This window comes from Streptomyces sp. NPDC055400, assembly GCF_053644375.1.
Genome location: NZ_JBSHLM010000003.1, coordinates 133430 through 151639, shown reverse-complemented (window position 1 = coordinate 151639; position 18210 = coordinate 133430). Strand labels below are relative to the sequence as shown.

The window sequence follows — 18210 nt, the reverse complement described above, 5'->3', positions numbered from 1 at the left end:
GAGAGGCTGCTCTGCGGAAGGCGTGAAGAGGGTAGTTGAGGGGTCGCCCTAGATGGCACAAGTGATGTCACCGGTATGGGTGATGGGGATATTCACAAGCACTCTCTTGTCCACAGTAATTGACCAAGATCCACACGATTTCCGGGATCGCTGCACGGTGATTCCACTCGCGAAGTCGGGACCGGTGTTCATTACCGGTTCCGTTCGCCGGTCGGGCAGTCGGCAGGACTGTCGGCCGGCCTGTGCTGCGCGAGGGGAGTGGCCGGCTCGCAGGTGCGAGCGGGACAGCGAGCGAGGGGGCGGAAATCGTGGCGGGAGCCATCACATGCGATCGGGCGCCGGTCGCCGACGGGCGGCGGCGGACACCGTTGATCGTGACGGAGGACGTGGATCTGCTGGACGACCTGCTGCGGCTGTGCGCCGCGGCCGGCGCGCGGCCCGAGGTCCATCACGGGGTGCCGGAGCGCAGAGGGAGCTGGGAATCGGCGCCGCTGGTGCTCGTCGGTGACGACGCGGTCGAGCGGGTACGGGGTGTGGCGCGTCGGCGTGGCGTCGTGCTGGTGGGGCGTGACCAGGACGATCCGGGAGTGTGGCAGCGGGCCGTCGAGATCGGCGCCGACCATGTGCTGATGCTGCCGGACGGGGAGCAGTGGCTGATGGACCGCATCGCCGACGTGGCCGAAGGCGTGGGCAGGCCCGCGCTCACCGTCGGGGTGATCGGCGGGCGAGGCGGGGCCGGGGCGTCCACGCTGGCGAGCGCGCTCGCCGTGACCTCGGCGAGGACCGGGCGGCGCACCCTCCTCGTCGACGCGGATCCGCTGGGCGGTGGGCTCGATGTGCTGCTCGGCGGTGAGGCTGCTGAAGGGATGCGGTGGCCCGCGTTCGCGGAGTCGCGGGGGCGGGTCGCGGGTGGCGCGCTGGAGGAGTCGCTGCCCGAGCTGCATGCCCTGCGGGTTCTGAGCTGGGACCGGGGCGACACGGTGGCGGTCCCGCCTGAAGCCGTACGGGCGGTGCTGGCCGCGGCGCGACGGCGGGGCGGCGCGGTCGTCGTGGATCTGCCGCGCCGGGTCGACGAGGGGGCGGCCGAGGCGCTGGCCCAGCTGGATCTGGGGCTGCTTGTGGTGCCTCCGGAGCTGAGGGCCGTCGCGGCGGCGAAACGGGTTGCCTCCGGCGTGGGCATGGTGCTGCGGGATCTGCGCGTGGTGGTGGGGCCCTCGCGCGGGGGTGCGGCCGGCGCGCTCGATCCGGATGAGGTCGCACGGCTTCTCGGGCTTCCGCTGGTCGGTGAACTTCCGGCGGAGAGCGCGCTGTTGGCGGCCGATGGGGGCGGACTGCCGCCGGGTGGTGCGGCGCGGGGGCCGCTCGCGCGGTTCTGCGCGGCGTTCTGGGAGCGGGTGCCGGTTGTGGCGGCTGAGGGGGGCGGGGTGTGAGAGCGGGGGTGGCATGCCGGGGTGGACGTGGGTGTGAGTGCGGGTGTGGCGAGTCGAGGGGGCGGGCTGTGAGTGCCGGTGTGGTGGGTGATGGCGGTGGGCGGCGTGCGAGTGGGGGTGTGGTCGGTGACGACGGCGCGCGGCGTGCGAGTGGGGTCGTGGGCGCGCGCATGCTGGACGGGGTGCGGCAGTGGCTTGCGGAGAACGGTGCGGAGGCGACCCCGGCGCGGGTCGCGGAGGCGCTCCGGGCTCAAGGGAAGCTTCTCGGGGACACCGAAGTATTGGGTGCGGCAGGCCAGTTGCGCTCCGAACTCGTGGGCACGGGGCCCCTTGAGCCCCTGCTCGCCGATCCGTCGGTGACCGACGTGCTGGTGTCCGCGCCCGACCGGGTGTGGGTGGACCGGGGCGGTGGCCTGGAGCTGACGGGCGTGTCGTTCGAGAGCCCATCATCCGTACGGAGGCTCGCACAACGGCTCGCGGCGGTGGCCGGGCGTCGCCTGGACGATGCGAGGCCGTGGGTGGACGCCCGGCTGCCGGACGGGACCCGTCTCCACGCTGTCCTGCCGCCCGTCGCCGTCGGCTGTGCCTGCCTGTCGCTGCGGGTGGTCCGGCCGCGTGCCTTCACGCTGGAGGAGCTGGTGACGGCGGGGACGGTGCCGCCCGGCGGGGACCGGGTGCTCAGGGCCCTTCTCGATGCCCGGCTGTCGTTCCTGATCAGCGGTGGTACGGGCTCCGGTAAGACGACGCTCCTGAGCGCGTTGCTCGGCCTGGTGGGGCCGGGGGAGCGCGTGGTGCTCGCCGAGGACTCCGCCGAGCTGAGGCCCGACCATCCACATGTGGTGCGGCTTGAGGCGCGGCCCGCCAACCAGGAAGGGGCTGGGCTCGTGGCCCTGGACGACCTGGTGCGTCAGGCGCTGCGCATGCGGCCGGACCGCCTGGTGGTGGGCGAGGTGCGGGGCCCGGAGGTCGTGGCGCTCCTCGCCGCGTTGAACACGGGGCACGAGGGAGGCTGCGGCACGGTCCACGCGAACGCCGCCCATGACGTTCCCGCCCGCCTGGAGGCTCTGGGGACGGCGGCCGGTCTCGATCGCGGTGCCCTGCACAGCCAGTTGGCGGCGGCTCTGTCGGTGGTTCTTCACCTCGTACGGGACCGGAGGGGCCGGCGTCGCATCGCCGAGGTTCATGTCCTGGAACGTGACGCGGCCGGCTGGGTGGTCACGGTGCCGGCGCTGCGGTGGGGCGAGGGGGAGTTCGTGCGGGAGCGGGGGTGGGGGCGGTTGAGGGGGTTGCTCGGGGAGTTCGTGGAGGGGGGTTAGGCGGGTTGGGCTGGAGTGGGGGTCGGCCGGGGTGGTTGGGCGGCGGCGGGGCGCTGGGTGGGGCGTGGGTCGGTGCGAGGGGTGATGTCCGTGGAGGGGGCGGTTGTTGTGGTTGGGGTTGGGGCGGTGGGGGTCGGTGTGGGGCCTGGTTGTGCGGCTCTGGTCTGTGTGGGGGCGGCGGCCTGGGTTGCCGGTGGTGGGCACGGGCGTGAGGCGCGGCGGGCGAGGGAGCTGCTGGGTTCCGGCGGTGGTGTGCCGTGGGGCGTGCAGTCGTGTCGCGTGGGTTGGGCGCGGTGGCGGGAGCGGTGGGAGTGGTGGGTGCTGGTCGTAGGGGCCGTGCTCGCGGTCCTCGGGGCTTCCGTGGTGCCGCTGGTGGTGGGTGCCGCGGGGGTGCCTCTGGCGGCGCGGGTGCGGCGGGACCGGGAGGTGCGACGGGTGCGGGAGCGCCGGGCGGACGCGGTGATCTCGCTGTGCGGGGTGCTGGCGGGGGAGGTGCGAGCGGGGCGGCAGCCGGGGGAGGCACTGATCGTGGCGGTGCGTGAGGAGGGCGATACGAGAGGGGGTGGTTCGGGCGCCGCCGATGGGGCGGTCGTGGCTGCTGCCCGGTTCGGCGGGGACGTGCCGGGGGCTTTGCGGGAGGCGGCGCGGGCGCCGGGGGCCGAGGGGCTGTTGGGGCTCGCGGCGTGCTGGCGGGTGGCGGTGGACCGGGGCGCGGGCCTGGCGGCCGGGCTGGAGCGTCTCGCGGACGCGCTGCGGGCCGAGCGGGACCAAAGGGCTGATCTGCGCGCTCAGTTGGCCGGGTCGCGGTCGACGGCGGTGATGCTCGCGGGGCTTCCCGTGCTGGGGCTGTTGCTGGGGAGCGTGCTCGGGGCCCGGCCGTTGAGGGTGCTGCTGCACACCGGGGCGGGGTTCGGGTGCCTGCTGGTGGGCGGGGTGTTGGAGGGAGCGGGGCTGTGGTGGGCGCTGCGGATCGTACGGGGAGCGGAGGAGCGATGAGTGCTCGGGGAGCGGAGGAGCGATGAACGTTGTCCACAGGCTGGGGCTCGTGCTGTGTGTCGTGGCGGGCTTGGGGTGGGTCGCGCATGAGGTGGTGGTACGGCGCAGGGAACGGGCGCTGCTGCGGAGGTTGAATGCCCTGCTGGAGGCGGTGACTGAGAAGCCCGCGGGGCGTGGCGCGGATGTGCGGGGCTCCATGGGCAGGTGGGGACCGTCAGCGGGGGCGGTCTGTGCCGGATACGTGCTGGTGGGCGGAGTGGCAGGGCTGCTGTTGGGGCTGGTCGCGGCGTTCGGGGTGTGGAGGTGGAGGCGACGGGCCCGCGCGGGGGCCGACGCGACGGCGTCTTCGGAGGCCCAGGCGCGTCGGCAGTTGCCGTTGGCCGCTGATCTGTTGGCCGCGTGCATCGCCGCAGGGGCCGATCCCGTGAGGGCGGCGAGGGCTGTGGGGGAGTCTCTGGGTGGCCCGGTCGGCGAGGTTCTGGCGCGGGGTGCGGCCCAGGTGAGGCTCGGTGGTGAACCGCGTGCCGCGTGGCGGCAGTTGGCGTCGATACCGGGGGCCGGTGCGCTGGCCGGACTCCTTGAGCGGGCCGGTGATTCGGGCGCCCCGGCCGCGGAGCCGGTCGCGCGGCTGGCCGCGGAGGCCCGGGCCGAGCGAGGGCGTGCGACCACCGCGGTGGCGCGCCGGGCGGCCGTATTGATCACGGCGCCGGTGGGCCTGTGCTTCCTGCCCGCGTTCGTGGCCATCGGAGTGCTGCCTGTGGTGATCGGGGTGGCCGGCGGGCTGTTGGGAGGTCGGTGAGAGGCCGCGCGGGGAGCCCGGGCCGGTGGGTGGCCCGGCGCGAGTTCGGCGGACGTCGTGTGGACGTCAGTCGGTGACGAACTTCAGAGGAATTTCATGGGGGTTGAGATGTACGGAGCGATGCGGGCGCGTGCCGGGATGTGGGTGCGTCGGATGCGTGCGGCGAGGCGGGACGCGGGGATGGTCACGTCGGAGTACGCGATGGGGCTGATCGCGGCGGTCGGGTTCGCCGGACTGCTGCTGAAGGTGCTGACCAGCGGACAGGTGCAGGCCGCACTTCAGGGGATCGTCGAGAGGGCGCTCCATGGGTAGGGCCGGCCGGCGTGGGCCAGGGGCTGGTGAGCGGCAGACCGGTGCGCGACGCGCCGGTGACCAGGGCTTCGTGACGGCGGAGGCGGCCGTTGTGCTGCCGGTGCTCGTGACTTTCACGCTGGCGCTGGTCTGGGCGCTGATGGCGGCGTCCGCGCAGATCCAGTGTGTGGACGCGGCGAGGGCGGGCGCCAGGGCGATTGCCCGGCAGGACCCGCAGGGGGCGGCCGTGGAGTCGGCGAAGAGGGTCGCGCCGCGTGGCGCGAAGGTCGCCGTGAGCCGTGAGGGCGACCTGGTCCGGGTCGCGGTCGAGGCCGCGGCGCCGGGGCCTGGCGTGCTGAACGTCCGCCTACGGGCCGACGCGGTTGCGTTGGCGGAGGAGACGGTGGGGACGGCCGAACCGGCCGACGTAGCCGGGACAACGGAGGCGGTGGGTGATTCATGAAGCGGCGGAAGGCGTCTGGGGACCGGGGTTCCGCGACCGTGTGGGCCGTGATGGCGACGGCCGCGCTCGGGCTGGTCTTCGGGTGCGTACTGACCGTGGGGCAGGCCGTCGTGGTGCGCCACCGGGCGGGTGGGGCCGCCGACTTGGCGGCTCTCGCGGCCGCCGATCACTGGATGGAGGGCCGTAAGGAGGCCTGTGCCCACGCGGCCCGGGTGGCGGTCGCACAGGACACACGGCTCGTGCGGTGCGCGGTCTTCGGGGAGGTGTCTGACGTCACCGCGGCGGCCGGCGAGGCGCCGCTGACCGCGGAGGTCAGGGCCAGGGCGGGCCCCGCAGGACCCGTGGCGCCCGGGGTCCCGACCGACCCGGCCGGCCCGACGGATTCAGGTGGCCCGACGGATCCAGCCGACCCCGCGGATCCCGGGTGATGGGCCTCGCAGGATCAGTCAGCCAGCGTTCTGACCTGGCCCCTGATCCTGCGGTGTCGGCCGCCCCTCGGATGCAGCCTCCAGCGGTGCCGGTGCCGGCACCGGTGTCGGGGTCTCCGCCGTTGGCGCGTCCCTGAGCAGGACCTTCAGCAGCCGTACCGCGCCGCGCTTGTGGAGAGGGTCGTTGCCGTTGCCGCACTTGGGCGACTGGATGCAGGACGGGCAGCCCGCCTCGCACTCGCAGGAGGCGATCGCTTCGAGGGTGGCCGTGAGCCACTCACGGGCCGTGTGGAACGCGCGCTCCGCGAATCCCGCCCCGCCGGGATGGCCGTCGTACACGAAGACCGTGGGCAGCAGGGTGTCCGGGTGGAGGGGGATGGAGACACCGCCGATGTCCCAGCGGTCGCAGGTGGCGAACAGCGGCAGCATGCCGATGGAGGCGTGTTCGGCGGCGTGCAGCGCGCCGCCGAGGATCTCCGGGTTCACGCGGGCCGCGTCGAGTTGGTCCTCCGTCACCGTCCACCACACGGCGCGGGTGCGGAGGATGCGGGGAGGGAGGTCGAGTTTGGTCTCACCCAGGACTTCGCCGGTGATGAGGCGGCGGCGCAGGAAGGAGACGACCTGGTTGGTGACTTCGACGGAGCCGTAGCACAAGCGGCCGTCGCCCCACGGGACTTCGATGTCCCTCTCCAGCACGGAGATGGCGGTGGTGTCGCGGGCGGTCGTCGAGTAGGTCGGGTTGGCCTCCTCGACGAGGGCGACCGAGTCCTCCAGGTCCAGGTGCTTCACGAGATAGGTGCGGCCCTGGTGGAGGTGGACCGCGCCGTCGTGGACGGTCGTGTGCGCCGAGCCGGCGTCCACGGTGCCCAGGAGGCGTCCCGTACCGGCCTCGACGATCTGTACGGGGCTGCCGCCGTCGCCGCGGATGTCCGTCAGATCGGCGGCGCGTTCGCGGCGGGTCCAGTGCCAGGCCTTGGTGCGGCGGCGCAGCAGCTTCGCGTCCTCCAGCTGGGGGAGCAGCTCGGCGGTGGTCGGGCCGAACAGGGGCAAGTCGTCGTCGGTGAGCGGGAGTTCGGCTGCGGCCGCGCACAGATGGGGGGCGAGGACGTACGGGTTGTCGGGGTCCAGGACCGTGGACTCCACCGGCTGGTCGAAGAGGGCTTCGGGGTGGTGGACGAGATATGTGTCCAGGGGGTCGTCGCGGGCGACGAGGACGGCGAGCGCGCCCTGCCCCGACCGTCCCGCGCGGCCCGCCTGCTGCCACAGCGACGCCCTGGTGCCGGGATAGCCGGCTATGACGACGGCGCCCAACCCTGAGACGTCGATCCCGAGTTCGAGGGCGGTGGTGGCGGCCAGGCCGAGGAGTTCGCCGGAGTGCAGGGCGCGTTCGAGGGCGCGGCGTTCCTCGGGCAGGTAGCCGCCGCGGTAGGCGGCGACGCGGCGGGCGAGGGAGCGGTCGATCTCGGCGAGGCGTTCCTGGGCGATCACCGAGATCAGCTCGGCGCCGCGCCGGGAGCGTACGAAGGCGACGGAGTGGACGCCCTGCAGGGTCAGGTCCGTGAGCAGGTCCGCCGTCTCGGCGGTGGCGGTGCGGCGGACGGGGGCGCCCTTCTCGCCGTGGAGGTCGGTGAGAGGGGGCTCCCAGAGGGCGAAGACGAGCTCTCCGCGGGGCGAGGCGTCGTCGGCGATCTCGACGACCGGGAGACCCGTCAGGCGCCCGGCAGCGACGGCCGGGTCGGCGGCGGTGGCGGACGCCAGCAGGAACACGGGTTCCGAGCCGTAGCGGGCGCACAGGCGGCGCAGACGGCGCAGGACCTGGGCGACGTGGGACCCGAAGACGCCGCGGTAGGTGTGGCACTCGTCGATGACGACGTACTTGAGCGACTTGAGGAAGGAGGACCAGCGGGGGTGCGAGGGCAATATCCCGCGGTGCAGCATGTCGGGGTTGGTCAGGACGTAGTTGGCGTACTGCCGCACCCACTCGCGTTCCTCGATGGGGGTGTCGCCGTCGTAGACCGCGGGGCGGATCGCCGTGCCGAGCGGTTGTGAAAGTTCCTTCACCGATCTGCACTGGTCCGCGGCGAGCGCTTTCGTCGGCGCGAGGTAGAGCGCGGTCGCGCCACGCCCGTTAGGGGCCTCGGAGCCGTCGAGGAGCCGGGAGAGCACCGGGACGAGGTACGCCAGGGACTTTCCGGAGGCGGTTCCGGTGGAGACGACGACCGACTCGCCGTCCATCGCGTGCTCGGCGGCGAGCGCCTGATGGGCCCAGGGATGCTCGATTCCGGCCGACTGGACGGCGGCGAGGACCTCGGATCGGATGCGGTCGGGCCATACGGCATGACGACCCGGTCGCGGGGGCAAGTGCTCCGTATGAGTGATGCGCGAAGCCCGGCTCGGACCCGAGGCGAGCCGGTCGAGAATCGCCCCTGGAGAGGGGCGGGAAGCGGTGTCCGCCGCGGGTTGTCCGGGGCGGTGATTCTTGGCCATCGGCACCGAGTGTGTCACTGGCGTGACGGACAATGCTCCTAAGGCGTCGTGCACGCCTGCCGGTAAGTGATTGAATGCCATCGCGGCTGGCGATCCGTCCCGGGGGCTCTGCCGAGGTGTCCCGAGGGACGACCGCTCGATAGCAAGGTGCTGGAGGATCCGTGGACCTGTCCCTGTCGACCCGTACCGTCGGCGATCGTACGGTCGTCGAGGTCGGTGGCGAAATCGATGTATATACCGCGCCCAAGCTGCGAGAGCAGCTGGTCGAGCTCGTGAACGACGGCAGCTTCCACCTTGTCGTCGACATGGAGGGAGTCGATTTCCTCGACTCCACCGGGCTCGGCGTACTGGTGGGCGGTCTGAAGCGAGTGCGGGCCCATGAGGGCTCGCTGCGACTGGTCTGCAACCAGGAGCGCATTCTCAAGATCTTCCGTATCACCGGCCTGACCAAGGTGTTCCCCATCCACACCTCGGTCGAGGAAGCCGTAGCGGCTACCGACTGATCGGTCACCGGCCCACAGGCCGGTGGCTGAGCGGAAGTGGGGGCCGGGCCGATGGCCCGGTCCCTTCAGAGCACGCCCGTACATCCGAGGGGGATGCATGGCCACCGTCGAACTCCGATTCAGCGCGCAGCCCGAGCACGTCAGAACCGCCCGTCTCGTGGCGGCCGCGGTGGCGCGCAGGGCCGGAGTGGACGAGGCCGTGCTCGACGAGGTCAGGCTCGCTGTCGGCGAGGCCTGCAGCCGCGCCGTCGGTCTTCACCGGAGCAGCGGTATCGCCGCACCCGTTCGGGTCCTTCTCACCGAGGAGGAGAAGCAGTTCTCCATCGAGGTCGGGGACGAGGCTCCGCGGAGCGTTCCCGGCGAGCAGTCGTCCGGCGCGCCCGGCGGGTCGGACGATCTGGATACGGAAGGCGAGGACGACATGGGCCTCGCCGTCATCAGTGGCCTCGTCGACGATGTGGAGGTCACCGCGGACGCGTCCGGTGGACTCATTCGGATGACTTGGCCGACCACGCCGGCGACCCTTCCGTCCTGACGCGGTCCCCCCGGCGTCCACGCAACGCCCCCTGATCCACCCGTCCGTGGCTCCGCCCGGCGCTGTCCCCATGTGATCGTTTCTGGTCCCAGGCCCTGCCCTCACCCCGGTGAGCAGGGCCTATTTGCATTCCCTAGATCGTCGATCATAATTGGATCAAGCCTCAATGCTTTCAGGGCATTACTGCTTCTTGTGCGCCCATCGTGTTGGACGATCATTTGCCGGGTAGTAACGGATGGCAAATTCCGTTTCTCGCGCACTGTTTTGATCAGGCGCCGCTCCCTACAATCCGTCCACATCTTGAGCTCAGCCCAAGCGTCAAGGAGGACGAATGGCGGGGCTTTCTACCCCTCAAGCGTTTGACCACCCCTCAACCTTCGCAGCCGCGGTCCTGACCGACGACAACCGGCTCATCGTCATGGTGATCGGCCTCGTCGCCCTCGCCGCCCTCGTGGTGGCCGCAGTGCTCGTACGCCAGGTGCTGGCGGCAGGCGAGGGCACCGAGAGCATGAAGAAGATCGCGGCAGCGGTCCAGGAAGGCGCGAATGCCTATCTCGGGCGGCAGCTGCGGACCCTCGCGGTATTCGCCGTCGTGGTGTTCTTCCTGCTCATGCTGCTGCCCGCGGACGACTGGAATCAGCGAGCCGGGCGTTCGATCTTCTTCTTGATCGGCGCGGTGTTCTCTGCCACCACCGGATACATCGGAATGTGGCTGGCGGTGCGCAGCAATGTGCGCGTCGCCGCCGCGGCCAGGGAGGCCACCCCGGCGGAAGGCGAGCCGGAAAAGGATCTCACCGCTGTCTCGCACAAGGCCATGAAGATCGCTTTTCGCACGGGTGGCGTAGTCGGCATGTTCACGGTGGGGCTGGGTCTGCTCGGCGCCTCCTGTGTGGTGCTGGTCTACGCGGCCGACGCGCCCAAGGTCCTCGAAGGATTTGGCCTCGGTGCGGCGCTCATCGCGATGTTCATGCGTGTCGGAGGCGGCATCTTCACCAAGGCCGCCGACGTCGGCGCCGACCTGGTCGGCAAGGTCGAAAAGGGCATTCCGGAGGATGATCCGCGTAATGCCGCGACCATCGCCGACAACGTGGGCGACAACGTCGGCGACTGCGCCGGTATGGCCGCCGACCTCTTCGAGTCGTACGCCGTCACGCTGGTCGCCGCGCTGATCCTCGGCAAGGCGGCCTTCGGCGACTCCGGGCTCGCCTTCCCGCTGATCGTTCCCGCGATCGGCGTAGTGACGGCGATGATCGGAATCTTCGCCGTGGCGCCGCGCCGGTCCGACCGCAGCGGCATGAGCGCGATCAACCGCGGGTTCTTCATCTCCGCGGTCATCTCGCTCGCGCTGGTGGCCGCAGCGGTCTACACGTATCTGCCGGCGACGTATGCCGAGCTCAACGGCATCACCGACGCGGCGATCAAGGTGAAGGACGGCGATCCGCGGATCCTCGCCCTCGTCGCCGTGGCCATCGGCATCGTGCTCGCCGCGCTGATCCAGCAGCTCACGGGCTACTTCACCGAGACCAGCCGGCGCCCGGTGCGCGACATCGGCAAGTCGTCGCTCACCGGACCCGCCACCGTCGTGCTCGCCGGAATCTCCGTCGGCCTCGAATCGGCCGTCTACACCGGCCTGTTGATCGGTCTCGGCGTGTACGGGGCGTTCCTGCTCGGCGGCACGTCGATCATGCTGGCGCTGTTCGCCGTCGCCCTCGCGGGCACGGGCCTGCTGACCACGGTCGGCGTCATCGTCGCCATGGACACCTTCGGGCCCGTCTCCGACAACGCGCAGGGCATCGCCGAGATGTCCGGCGACGTGACGGGATCGGGTGCGCAGGTCCTCACCGACCTGGACGCCGTGGGCAACACGACCAAGGCCATCACCAAGGGAATCGCCATCGCCACGGCCGTACTGGCGGCCTCGGCGCTGTTCGGGTCCTACCGTGACGCAATCGTCTCCGCCGCCCAGGACGTCGGCGAGAAGGTCGGCGACGGCGGCCCGATGAACCTTGTGATGGACATCTCGCAGCCCAACAACCTGGTGGGCCTGATCGCCGGCGCGGCGGTCGTGTTCCTCTTCTCCGGACTCGCGATCAACGCGGTGTCGCGGTCCGCGGGTGCCGTGGTCTACGAGGTGCGGCGGCAGTTCCGCGAGCACCCCGGGATCATGGACTACACGGAGAAGCCGGAGTACGGGCGCGTCGTCGACATCTGTACGAAGGACGCGCTGCGGGAGTTGGCCACGCCGGGTCTGCTCGCCGTTCTCGCGCCCATCGCGATCGGCTTCACGCTCGGCGTCGGTGCTCTCGGTTCGTTCCTCGCCGGCGCGATCGGCACCGGGACGCTGATGGCGGTCTTCCTCGCCAACTCCGGTGGCGCGTGGGACAACGCGAAGAAACTCGTCGAGGACGGGCACCACGGCGGCAAGGGCAGTGAGGCCCACGCCGCGACCGTCATCGGCGACACGGTCGGCGACCCGTTCAAGGACACGGCCGGGCCCGCGATCAACCCGCTGCTGAAGGTGATGAACCTGGTGGCGCTCCTCATCGCGCCCGCGGTCGTCAAGTTCAGCTTCGGGGCGGACGCGAGCGTGGGCGTACGGATCGTGGTCGCCGTGCTGTCGATCGCTGTGATCGTCGGTTCGGTTTACGTCTCCAAGAGGCGCGGCATCGCGGTCGGCGACGACGACAACTCCGACCACGTATCGAAGCGGGAGGCGGATCCGGCGGTGGTTTCCTGACCCCGGGTTTCACCTGGTCAGGTACGGCCGCGAGTTCAACGGGCGGGCGGGTAGCGCGTATTGACGCGCTGCCCGCCCGCCCGTGTCAGGTGACGGCCCTTCAGTGAGGCTTATCTCTCTTGGTGCAAATGGCTATAAAAAGCCGATAAAGCACCCATAGTGGGCGTCCGGCAAGCGATTGTCGCCCACTTGGCGTGTATGTTCCGGGGCCGAGAGCCATGGAAGGGACCAATCCGGTGAACAAGAAGCTTGCAGCCGCACTGTCCAGCGGTGCGGTACTGGTGCTTGCGCTGTCGGGATGCAGCAGCGACGGCGGCAACGAGAAGCTGGACTCCTGGGCCAAGACGGTCTGTGACGCGGTCCAGCCGCAGGCCAAGAAGATCGAGAACGCCAACGCCGCGATCCAGAAGGAGACCTCGGACAACAGCAAGCCCGCGGACGTCCAGAGCACCGACTCGCAGGCCTTCCAGGACATGTCCGACGCCTACAAGGCGATCGGTTCGGCCGTGGACAAGGCGGGGGCACCGCCGGTCGACGGCGGCGACAAGAAGCAGAAGGACGCGGTCAAGGAGCTCAACGGGATCTCGGCCGCGTACGCGGATCTGAAAAAGCAGGTCGACAAGCTCGACACCAAGGACCAGGCGAAGTTCGCCGACGGCCTCAAGGGCATCGCGGGCGAGCTCGACAAGCTGAGCCAGAGCGGGAGCGACGCGCTCAAGAAGCTGGAGGAGGGCGACGTCGGCAAGGCGATGGCGAAGCAGGACAGCTGCAAGAGCGCGTCCTCTTCCCCGGCTCCCTCCAAGAGCTGACGCAGGTGAGCTGATTCCGGATGCCGGCCCAGGTAGGCCGGCATCCGGAGCCGGCTCCTGGTGAGCCCGCTCCGGAAGCCTGTGTCACGCGTGACTGCTCCGGAAGCCTGCTTCACGCGAGCTTGCTCCGGAAGCCTGCTCCACGTGGGCTGCCACAGTGCGCTGATGTTTTCCTCGTGTCCCCGGTGCCGTCTTCACGCGGTGCCGGGGACACGTCGTATGTGGGTGGCCATCGGGGGTCCGGGGTGACAATGGGGGCGTGAGTAGCTCCAGTCTGTCCAAGTTGCCGTCCATTGACCGTGACGATGTCGCCGCCCGGCTGCGCGAGTCCCTGCTGGGGGCCGAGTTCACCGCCGACGGCCTGCTCGAGCTGCTCGGGGCGCCGGCCTACGCGGCACTCGCGCGGAGCGAGACCGTCCCCGCCCTGCGGGCGACCCGCGGGGACAGCCCGTTGGAGACGCTCGTACGGCTGTTCCTGTTGCAGCAGCCCGCGGAGTACGCGCGCGTGGCGGCCGTTCTGCCCGTCGAAAAGTGCCTGGAGAGCGGGTGGCTGACGCGCGCCGGCGATGACGAGGTCGCCGCTGCCGTCGACGTACGGCCGTACGGGGGACCCGACGGCGAGGACTGGTTCATCGTGTCCGACCTCGGGTGCGCCGTCGGCGGCGCCGGAGGCATCGGCAGCCGCGCCGAAGGCGTCGTCCTGGGCGTCGGCGGCGCGTCCACGACGCTGTCCGGGATCACCGTGCGTACGCCCGTGGAGAGCGCCCTCGACCTCGGTACGGGCTCCGGGATCCAGGCCCTGCACGCCACCCGGCACGCCACGCGTGTCGTCGCCACCGACCTCAACCCCCGCGCCCTCCACATGACGGCGCTGACCCTCGCCCTCTCCGCCGCGGGCCCCGCGGATCTGCACGAGGGCTCGCTGTTCGAGCCCGTGGGCGACGAGGCGTACGACCTGATCGTGTCGAATCCGCCCTTCGTCATCTCGCCCGGTGCGCGGCTGACGTATCGGGACGGCGGGATGGCCGGGGACGATCTGTGCCGCACGCTCGTTCAGGAGGCGGGGGCACGACTGAACGAGGGCGGGTACGCGCAGTTCCTCGCCAACTGGCAGCACGTCGACGGGGAGGAGTGGACCGACCGGCTCCGGTCCTGGGTGCCGCGCGGCTGCGACGCGTGGGTCGTGCAGCGCGAGGTGCAGGACATCACGCAGTACGCCGAGTTGTGGCTGCGGGACGCCGGGGATCACCGCACGGATCCGGTGGAGTACGCGGCGCTGTACGACGCGTGGCTCGACGAGTTCGAGGCGCGCAAGGTGCGCGGCGTCGGATTCGGCTGGATCACGCTGCGCAAGGCGCCGGAGGGCGTCGAGCCGTCCGTCACGGTGGAGGAGTGGCCGCACTCCGTCGAACAACCCCTCGGGGACACGGTGCGGGCGCACTTCGAGCGCCTCGACTATCTGCGCACGCACGACGACGCCGCCCTGCTCGGCGCCCACTTCAAGCTCGCCGGCGAGGTCGTGCAGGAGCAGGTCGGGCTGCCGGGGGCCGAGGACCCGGAGCATGTGGTGCTGCGCCAGCACCGCGGGATGCGCCGGGCCACGAAGGTGGACACGATCGGCGCCGGGTTCGCGGGCGTCTGCGACGGCACGCTCAGCGCCGGCCGGATTCTCGACGCCATCGCGCAACTGGTCGGGGAGGACCCGGTCTTGCTGCGGGACCGCACGCCCGCGCAGATCAGGATGCTCGTCGAGCAGGGATTCCTGGAGCCGGCGCACGTCTGACACGCGGGGCTGAGGCGATTCCGCTTTTCTTTCTGAAGATCTCGGGAGATCTCGGGTAGGACTCCGAAGATCTTCCGAGAGGCCTCAGGAGATCTCCGGCGGCGCCTCGCGACATCGTTGCCAAAGCTCTGCGTGGCGGTCGTTCACCCGAGGTTCGTCCTGTCGTCTCCCGCGCGTGTCAGCCTCACCGGCCTGGGGGCCCAGCACCGGGAGGAAAAGCCATGGAGAGCGGACCAGCGATCTTCGCCGGGACCGTGTTCACGCTGTTCGGGGCGGGACTGCTGCTGTGGACCGGGGTGCGTGTCATGCACCGCGCACCCGTCGCCGACGGTGTGAACCCCGTCGCATCGGCGACGCTCGCCATCCTGGCCTCAGTGGCCTCCCTGGTACTCGGGGTGTGGTGCTTCGGCCGGTTCTGAGCGGCGTCCCGCAGGGGGTGTCCCGGGTGAGGGCCCGGTGGACGTCCCGGACACCCTGTGGGCACTCCGGGCGGCAGGATCGTCGGTAGTCGGGTTACCGTTCGAGTGGCCGTTGCGGGCTTTTCCCGTTTGACACGGGGGCGGGAGGTACCGTCACACTCCGCAGCGACACCGCACGTACCGCAGTGCCGACCCCCACGTCCCGAGGGCGCGGGGGATCCCCAGCGCCGACCGGAGAGAAGAGCGAAGTTGTCCCCGACCAGCGAGACCGCACAGGGCGGCCGCCGACTCGTCATCGTCGAGTCGCCTGCCAAGGCGAAGACGATCAAGGGCTACCTCGGCCCTGGATACGTCGTCGAAGCGAGCGTCGGGCACATCCGCGACCTCCCGAGCGGCGCCGCCGAGGTGCCCGAGAAGTACACCGGCGAGGTGCGCCGGCTCGGCGTGGACGTCGAACACGACTTCCAGCCGATCTATGTGGTCAATGCTGACAAGAAGGCCCAGGTCAAGAAGCTCAAGGACCTGCTGAAGGACTCCGACGAACTCTTCCTCGCCACCGATGAGGACCGCGAGGGCGAAGCCATCGCGTGGCACCTCCTCGAGGTCCTGAAGCCCAAGGTCCCCGTCCACCGGATGGTCTTCCACGAGATCACCAAGGACGCGATCCGCAGCGCCGTCGCCAACCCGCGCGAGCTCAACAAGCGCATGGTCGACGCCCAGGAGACCCGCCGCATCCTCGACCGCCTCTACGGCTACGAGGTCTCGCCGGTCCTGTGGAAGAAGGTCATGCCGCGCCTGTCGGCGGGGCGCGTCCAGTCCGTGGCGACCCGCCTCGTCGTCGAGCGGGAGCGCGAGCGCATCGCCTTCCGCTCCGCCGAGTACTGGGACCTGACCGGCACCTTCGCGACCGGCCGCTCCGGCGACGCCAGCGACCCGTCGAACCTCGTGGCCCGCCTGAGCGCGCTCGACGGCAAGCGCATCGCGCAGGGCCGCGACTTCGACTCGGTCGGCCGGCTGAAGTCGGCGAACGTGCTGGCCCTGGACGAGACGAACGCCCGCGCGCTCGCCACCGCCCTGGAGAACACGAACTTCGCCGTACGCTCCGTCGAGTCGAAGCCGTACCGCCGCTCGCCTTACGCCCCGTTCCGTACGACGACGATGCAGCAGGAGGCGAGCCGCAAGCTCGGCTTCGGCGCGAAGGCCACGATGCAGGTGGCCCAGAAGCTGTACGAGAACGGCTTCATCACCTATATGCGTACGGACTCCACGACCCTGTCCGACACGGCGGTCTCGGCCGCCCGTGCGCAGGTCACGCAGCTGTACGGCGCCGACTACCTGCCGGACAAGCCGCGCACGTACGCCGGCAAGGTCAAGAACGCGCAGGAGGCGCACGAGGCGATCCGTCCCTCGGGTGATCGTTTCCGCACGCCCGCCGAGACCGGCCTGACCGGCGACCAGTTCCGGCTCTACGAGCTGATCTGGAAGCGGACCGTCGCCTCCCAGATGAAGGACGCGGTCGGTAACTCCGTCACGGTCAAGATCGGCGGCACCTCCGCCGACGGCCGTAACGCCGAGTTCTCCGCCTCCGGCAAGACGATCACCTTCCACGGCTTCCTCAAGGCCTACGTCGAGGGCGCGGACGACCCGAACGCCGAGCTCGACGACCGTGAGCGCCGGCTGCCGCAGGTCTCCGAGGGCGACGCGCTGTCCGCCGAGGAGATCACCGTCGACGGCCACGCGACCAAGCCGCCGGCCCGCTACACCGAGGCCAGCCTGGTCAAGGAGCTCGAAGAGCGCGAGATCGGCCGCCCGTCGACGTACGCGTCGATCATCGGGACCATTCTCGACCGCGGCTATGTGTTCAAGAAGGGGACGGCTCTTGTGCCCTCCTTCCTGTCCTTCGCCGTGGTCAACCTCCTGGAGAAGCACTTCGGGCGGCTCGTCGACTACGACTTCACCGCCCGGATGGAGGACGACCTCGACCGCATCGCCCGCGGTGAGGCCCAGGCCGTGCCGTGGCTGCGGCGCTTCTACTTCGGCGAGGGCGAGGGCTCCGGAGGCGCCGCCGAAGCGGGCAACGGCGACGGCGACCACCTCGGCGGCCTCAAGGAGCTCGTCACCGACCTGGGCGCGATCGACGCCCGCGAGGTGTCGTCCTTCCCCGTCGGCGAAGGCATCGTCCTGCGCGTCGGCCGCTACGGTCCCTACGTCGAGCGCGGCGAGCGCGACTCCGAGAACCACCAGCGCGCGGACGTGCCGGAGGACCTTGCTCCGGACGAGCTGACCGTCGAGTACGCGGAGGAGCTGCTCGCCAAGCCGAGCGGCGACTTCGAGCTCGGCGCCGACCCCGTCTCCGGGAACCAGATCATCGCGAAGGACGGGCGCTACGGTCCGTACGTCACCGAGGTGCTCCCCGAGGGCACCCCGAAGACCGGCAAGAACGCGGTCAAGCCGCGTACGGCGTCGCTCTTCAAGTCGATGTCCATCGACACGGTCACCTTGGACGACGCCCTCAAGCTGATGTCCCTGCCGCGCGTGGTCGGCGCCGACGCCGAGGGCGTCGAGATCACCGCGCAGAACGGGCGGTACGGGCCGTATCTGAAGAAGGGCACCGACTCGCGCTCCCTGGAGACCGAGGAGCAGCTCTTCGCCATCACGCTGGAAGAGGCCCTCGCGATCTACGCGCAGCCCAAGCAGCGCGGGCGCGCGGCCGCCAAGCCGCCGCTGAAGGAGCTCGGCGAGGACCCGGTCAGCGGGAAGCCCGTCGTCGTCAAGGACGGCCGCTTCGGCGCGTACGTCACGGACGGCGAGACGAACGCGACGCTCAGGTCGTCCGACTCCGTCGAGGAGATCACGCCCGAGCGCGGCTACGAACTGCTCGCCGAGAAGCGGGCGAAGGGCCCCGCCAAGAAGACGGCCAAGAAGGCCGCGAAGAAGGCTCCGGCGAAGAAGGCGCCCGCCAAGAAGACGGCTGCCAAGAAGACCGCCGCTTCGAAGACGACGGCTGCCAAGAAGACGACCGCGGCGAAGAAGACGACGGCCAAGAAGGCGACGGCTTCGAAGTCGACCTCTACGGACGAGTAGTCATGAGGAGCAGCCAACTTTCGGTGGTCCTCTACTGAGGTCCTTCTACGGAGGAGTGGCACACGGCAGTGTGCACGTGCGCGTGCATGTCGTACGGCCGCCGGGGCGAGTGCCCCGGCGGCCGTATGTT

General features: G+C 70.6%; 15 protein-coding genes. 14 read left to right on the top strand and 1 reads right to left on the bottom strand.

The features are described from left to right. Nucleotides 1-308 precede the first annotated feature (308 nt). The 7 genes from ssd to ACWIGU_RS08760 all read left to right on the top strand — a co-directional run bounded on the left by ssd (nt 309) and on the right by ACWIGU_RS08760 (nt 5723). Nucleotides 309-1430: a septum site-determining protein Ssd gene (ssd, locus tag ACWIGU_RS08790; protein WP_454398870.1), complete on the top strand. Its 1122-nt coding sequence runs from the start codon at nt 309-311 to the stop codon at nt 1428-1430. A 170-nt stretch (nt 1431-1600) separates the two neighbouring features. After that, the gene (locus ACWIGU_RS08785) at nt 1601-2746 is read left to right on the top strand and encodes a TadA family conjugal transfer-associated ATPase (protein WP_454399650.1); all 1146 of its coding nucleotides are present in this window, start codon (nt 1601-1603) and stop codon (nt 2744-2746) included. 84 nt (nt 2747-2830) lie between these two features. Continuing rightward, the gene (locus ACWIGU_RS08780; protein WP_454399648.1) at nt 2831-3742 is read left to right on the top strand and encodes a type II secretion system F family protein; all 912 of its coding nucleotides are present in this window, start codon (nt 2831-2833) and stop codon (nt 3740-3742) included. 22 nt (nt 3743-3764) lie between these two features. After that, on the top strand, nt 3765-4541 hold the full coding sequence (locus tag ACWIGU_RS08775) for a type II secretion system F family protein (protein ID WP_454398868.1): 777 nt from the start codon (nt 3765-3767) through the stop codon (nt 4539-4541). Between the two features lie 108 nt (nt 4542-4649). Beyond that, nucleotides 4650-4853, top strand: a complete 204-nt coding sequence (locus tag ACWIGU_RS08770) for a DUF4244 domain-containing protein (protein WP_454399646.1) — start codon at nt 4650-4652, stop codon at nt 4851-4853. After that, nucleotides 4846-5295 (top strand): TadE family type IV pilus minor pilin, encoded by a 450-nt coding sequence (locus tag ACWIGU_RS08765; protein WP_454398866.1) that lies wholly within the window; start codon nt 4846-4848, stop codon nt 5293-5295. Before ACWIGU_RS08770 ends, ACWIGU_RS08765 begins: the two co-directional genes overlap by 8 nt. Further along, on the top strand, nt 5292-5723 hold the full coding sequence (locus ACWIGU_RS08760; RefSeq protein ID WP_454398864.1) for an Rv3654c family TadE-like protein: 432 nt from the start codon (nt 5292-5294) through the stop codon (nt 5721-5723). Before ACWIGU_RS08765 ends, ACWIGU_RS08760 begins: the two co-directional genes overlap by 4 nt. 18 nt (nt 5724-5741) lie before the next feature. Here the strand turns inward: ACWIGU_RS08760 and ACWIGU_RS08755 are convergent, their stop codons facing one another. After that, a complete protein-coding gene (locus tag ACWIGU_RS08755) occupies nt 5742-8291 on the bottom strand; it encodes a DEAD/DEAH box helicase (RefSeq protein ID WP_454398862.1) in 2550 nt (849 codons plus the stop codon). 80 nt (nt 8292-8371) lie between these two features. On the opposite strand from ACWIGU_RS08755, the gene bldG reads away from it, so the two are divergent. From bldG to topA, 7 genes are all read left to right on the top strand, one after another. Then, nucleotides 8372-8713, top strand: a complete 342-nt coding sequence (bldG, locus tag ACWIGU_RS08750; RefSeq protein ID WP_003975386.1) for an anti-sigma factor antagonist BldG — start codon at nt 8372-8374, stop codon at nt 8711-8713. 97 nt (nt 8714-8810) lie between these two features. Continuing rightward, complete coding sequence (locus tag ACWIGU_RS08745) at nt 8811-9248, top strand: ATP-binding protein (protein WP_454398860.1); 438 nt, start codon at nt 8811-8813, stop codon at nt 9246-9248. Between the two features lie 331 nt (nt 9249-9579). Continuing rightward, complete coding sequence (locus tag ACWIGU_RS08740) at nt 9580-11985, top strand: sodium-translocating pyrophosphatase (RefSeq protein WP_454398858.1); 2406 nt, start codon at nt 9580-9582, stop codon at nt 11983-11985. Nucleotides 11986-12203: 218 nt separating this feature from the next. After that, the gene (locus ACWIGU_RS08735) at nt 12204-12794 is read left to right on the top strand and encodes a small secreted protein (protein WP_454398856.1); all 591 of its coding nucleotides are present in this window, start codon (nt 12204-12206) and stop codon (nt 12792-12794) included. A 259-nt stretch (nt 12795-13053) separates the two neighbouring features. After that, nucleotides 13054-14577 (top strand): DUF7059 domain-containing protein, encoded by a 1524-nt coding sequence (locus tag ACWIGU_RS08730; protein ID WP_454398854.1) that lies wholly within the window; start codon nt 13054-13056, stop codon nt 14575-14577. A 221-nt stretch (nt 14578-14798) separates the two neighbouring features. Continuing rightward, nucleotides 14799-14996, top strand: a complete 198-nt coding sequence (locus ACWIGU_RS08725) for a hypothetical protein (protein ID WP_454398852.1) — start codon at nt 14799-14801, stop codon at nt 14994-14996. A 249-nt stretch (nt 14997-15245) separates the two neighbouring features. Next, complete coding sequence (gene topA, locus ACWIGU_RS08720; RefSeq protein ID WP_454398850.1) at nt 15246-18080, top strand: type I DNA topoisomerase; 2835 nt, start codon at nt 15246-15248, stop codon at nt 18078-18080. The last annotated feature ends 130 nt before the right edge of the window (nt 18081-18210 follow it).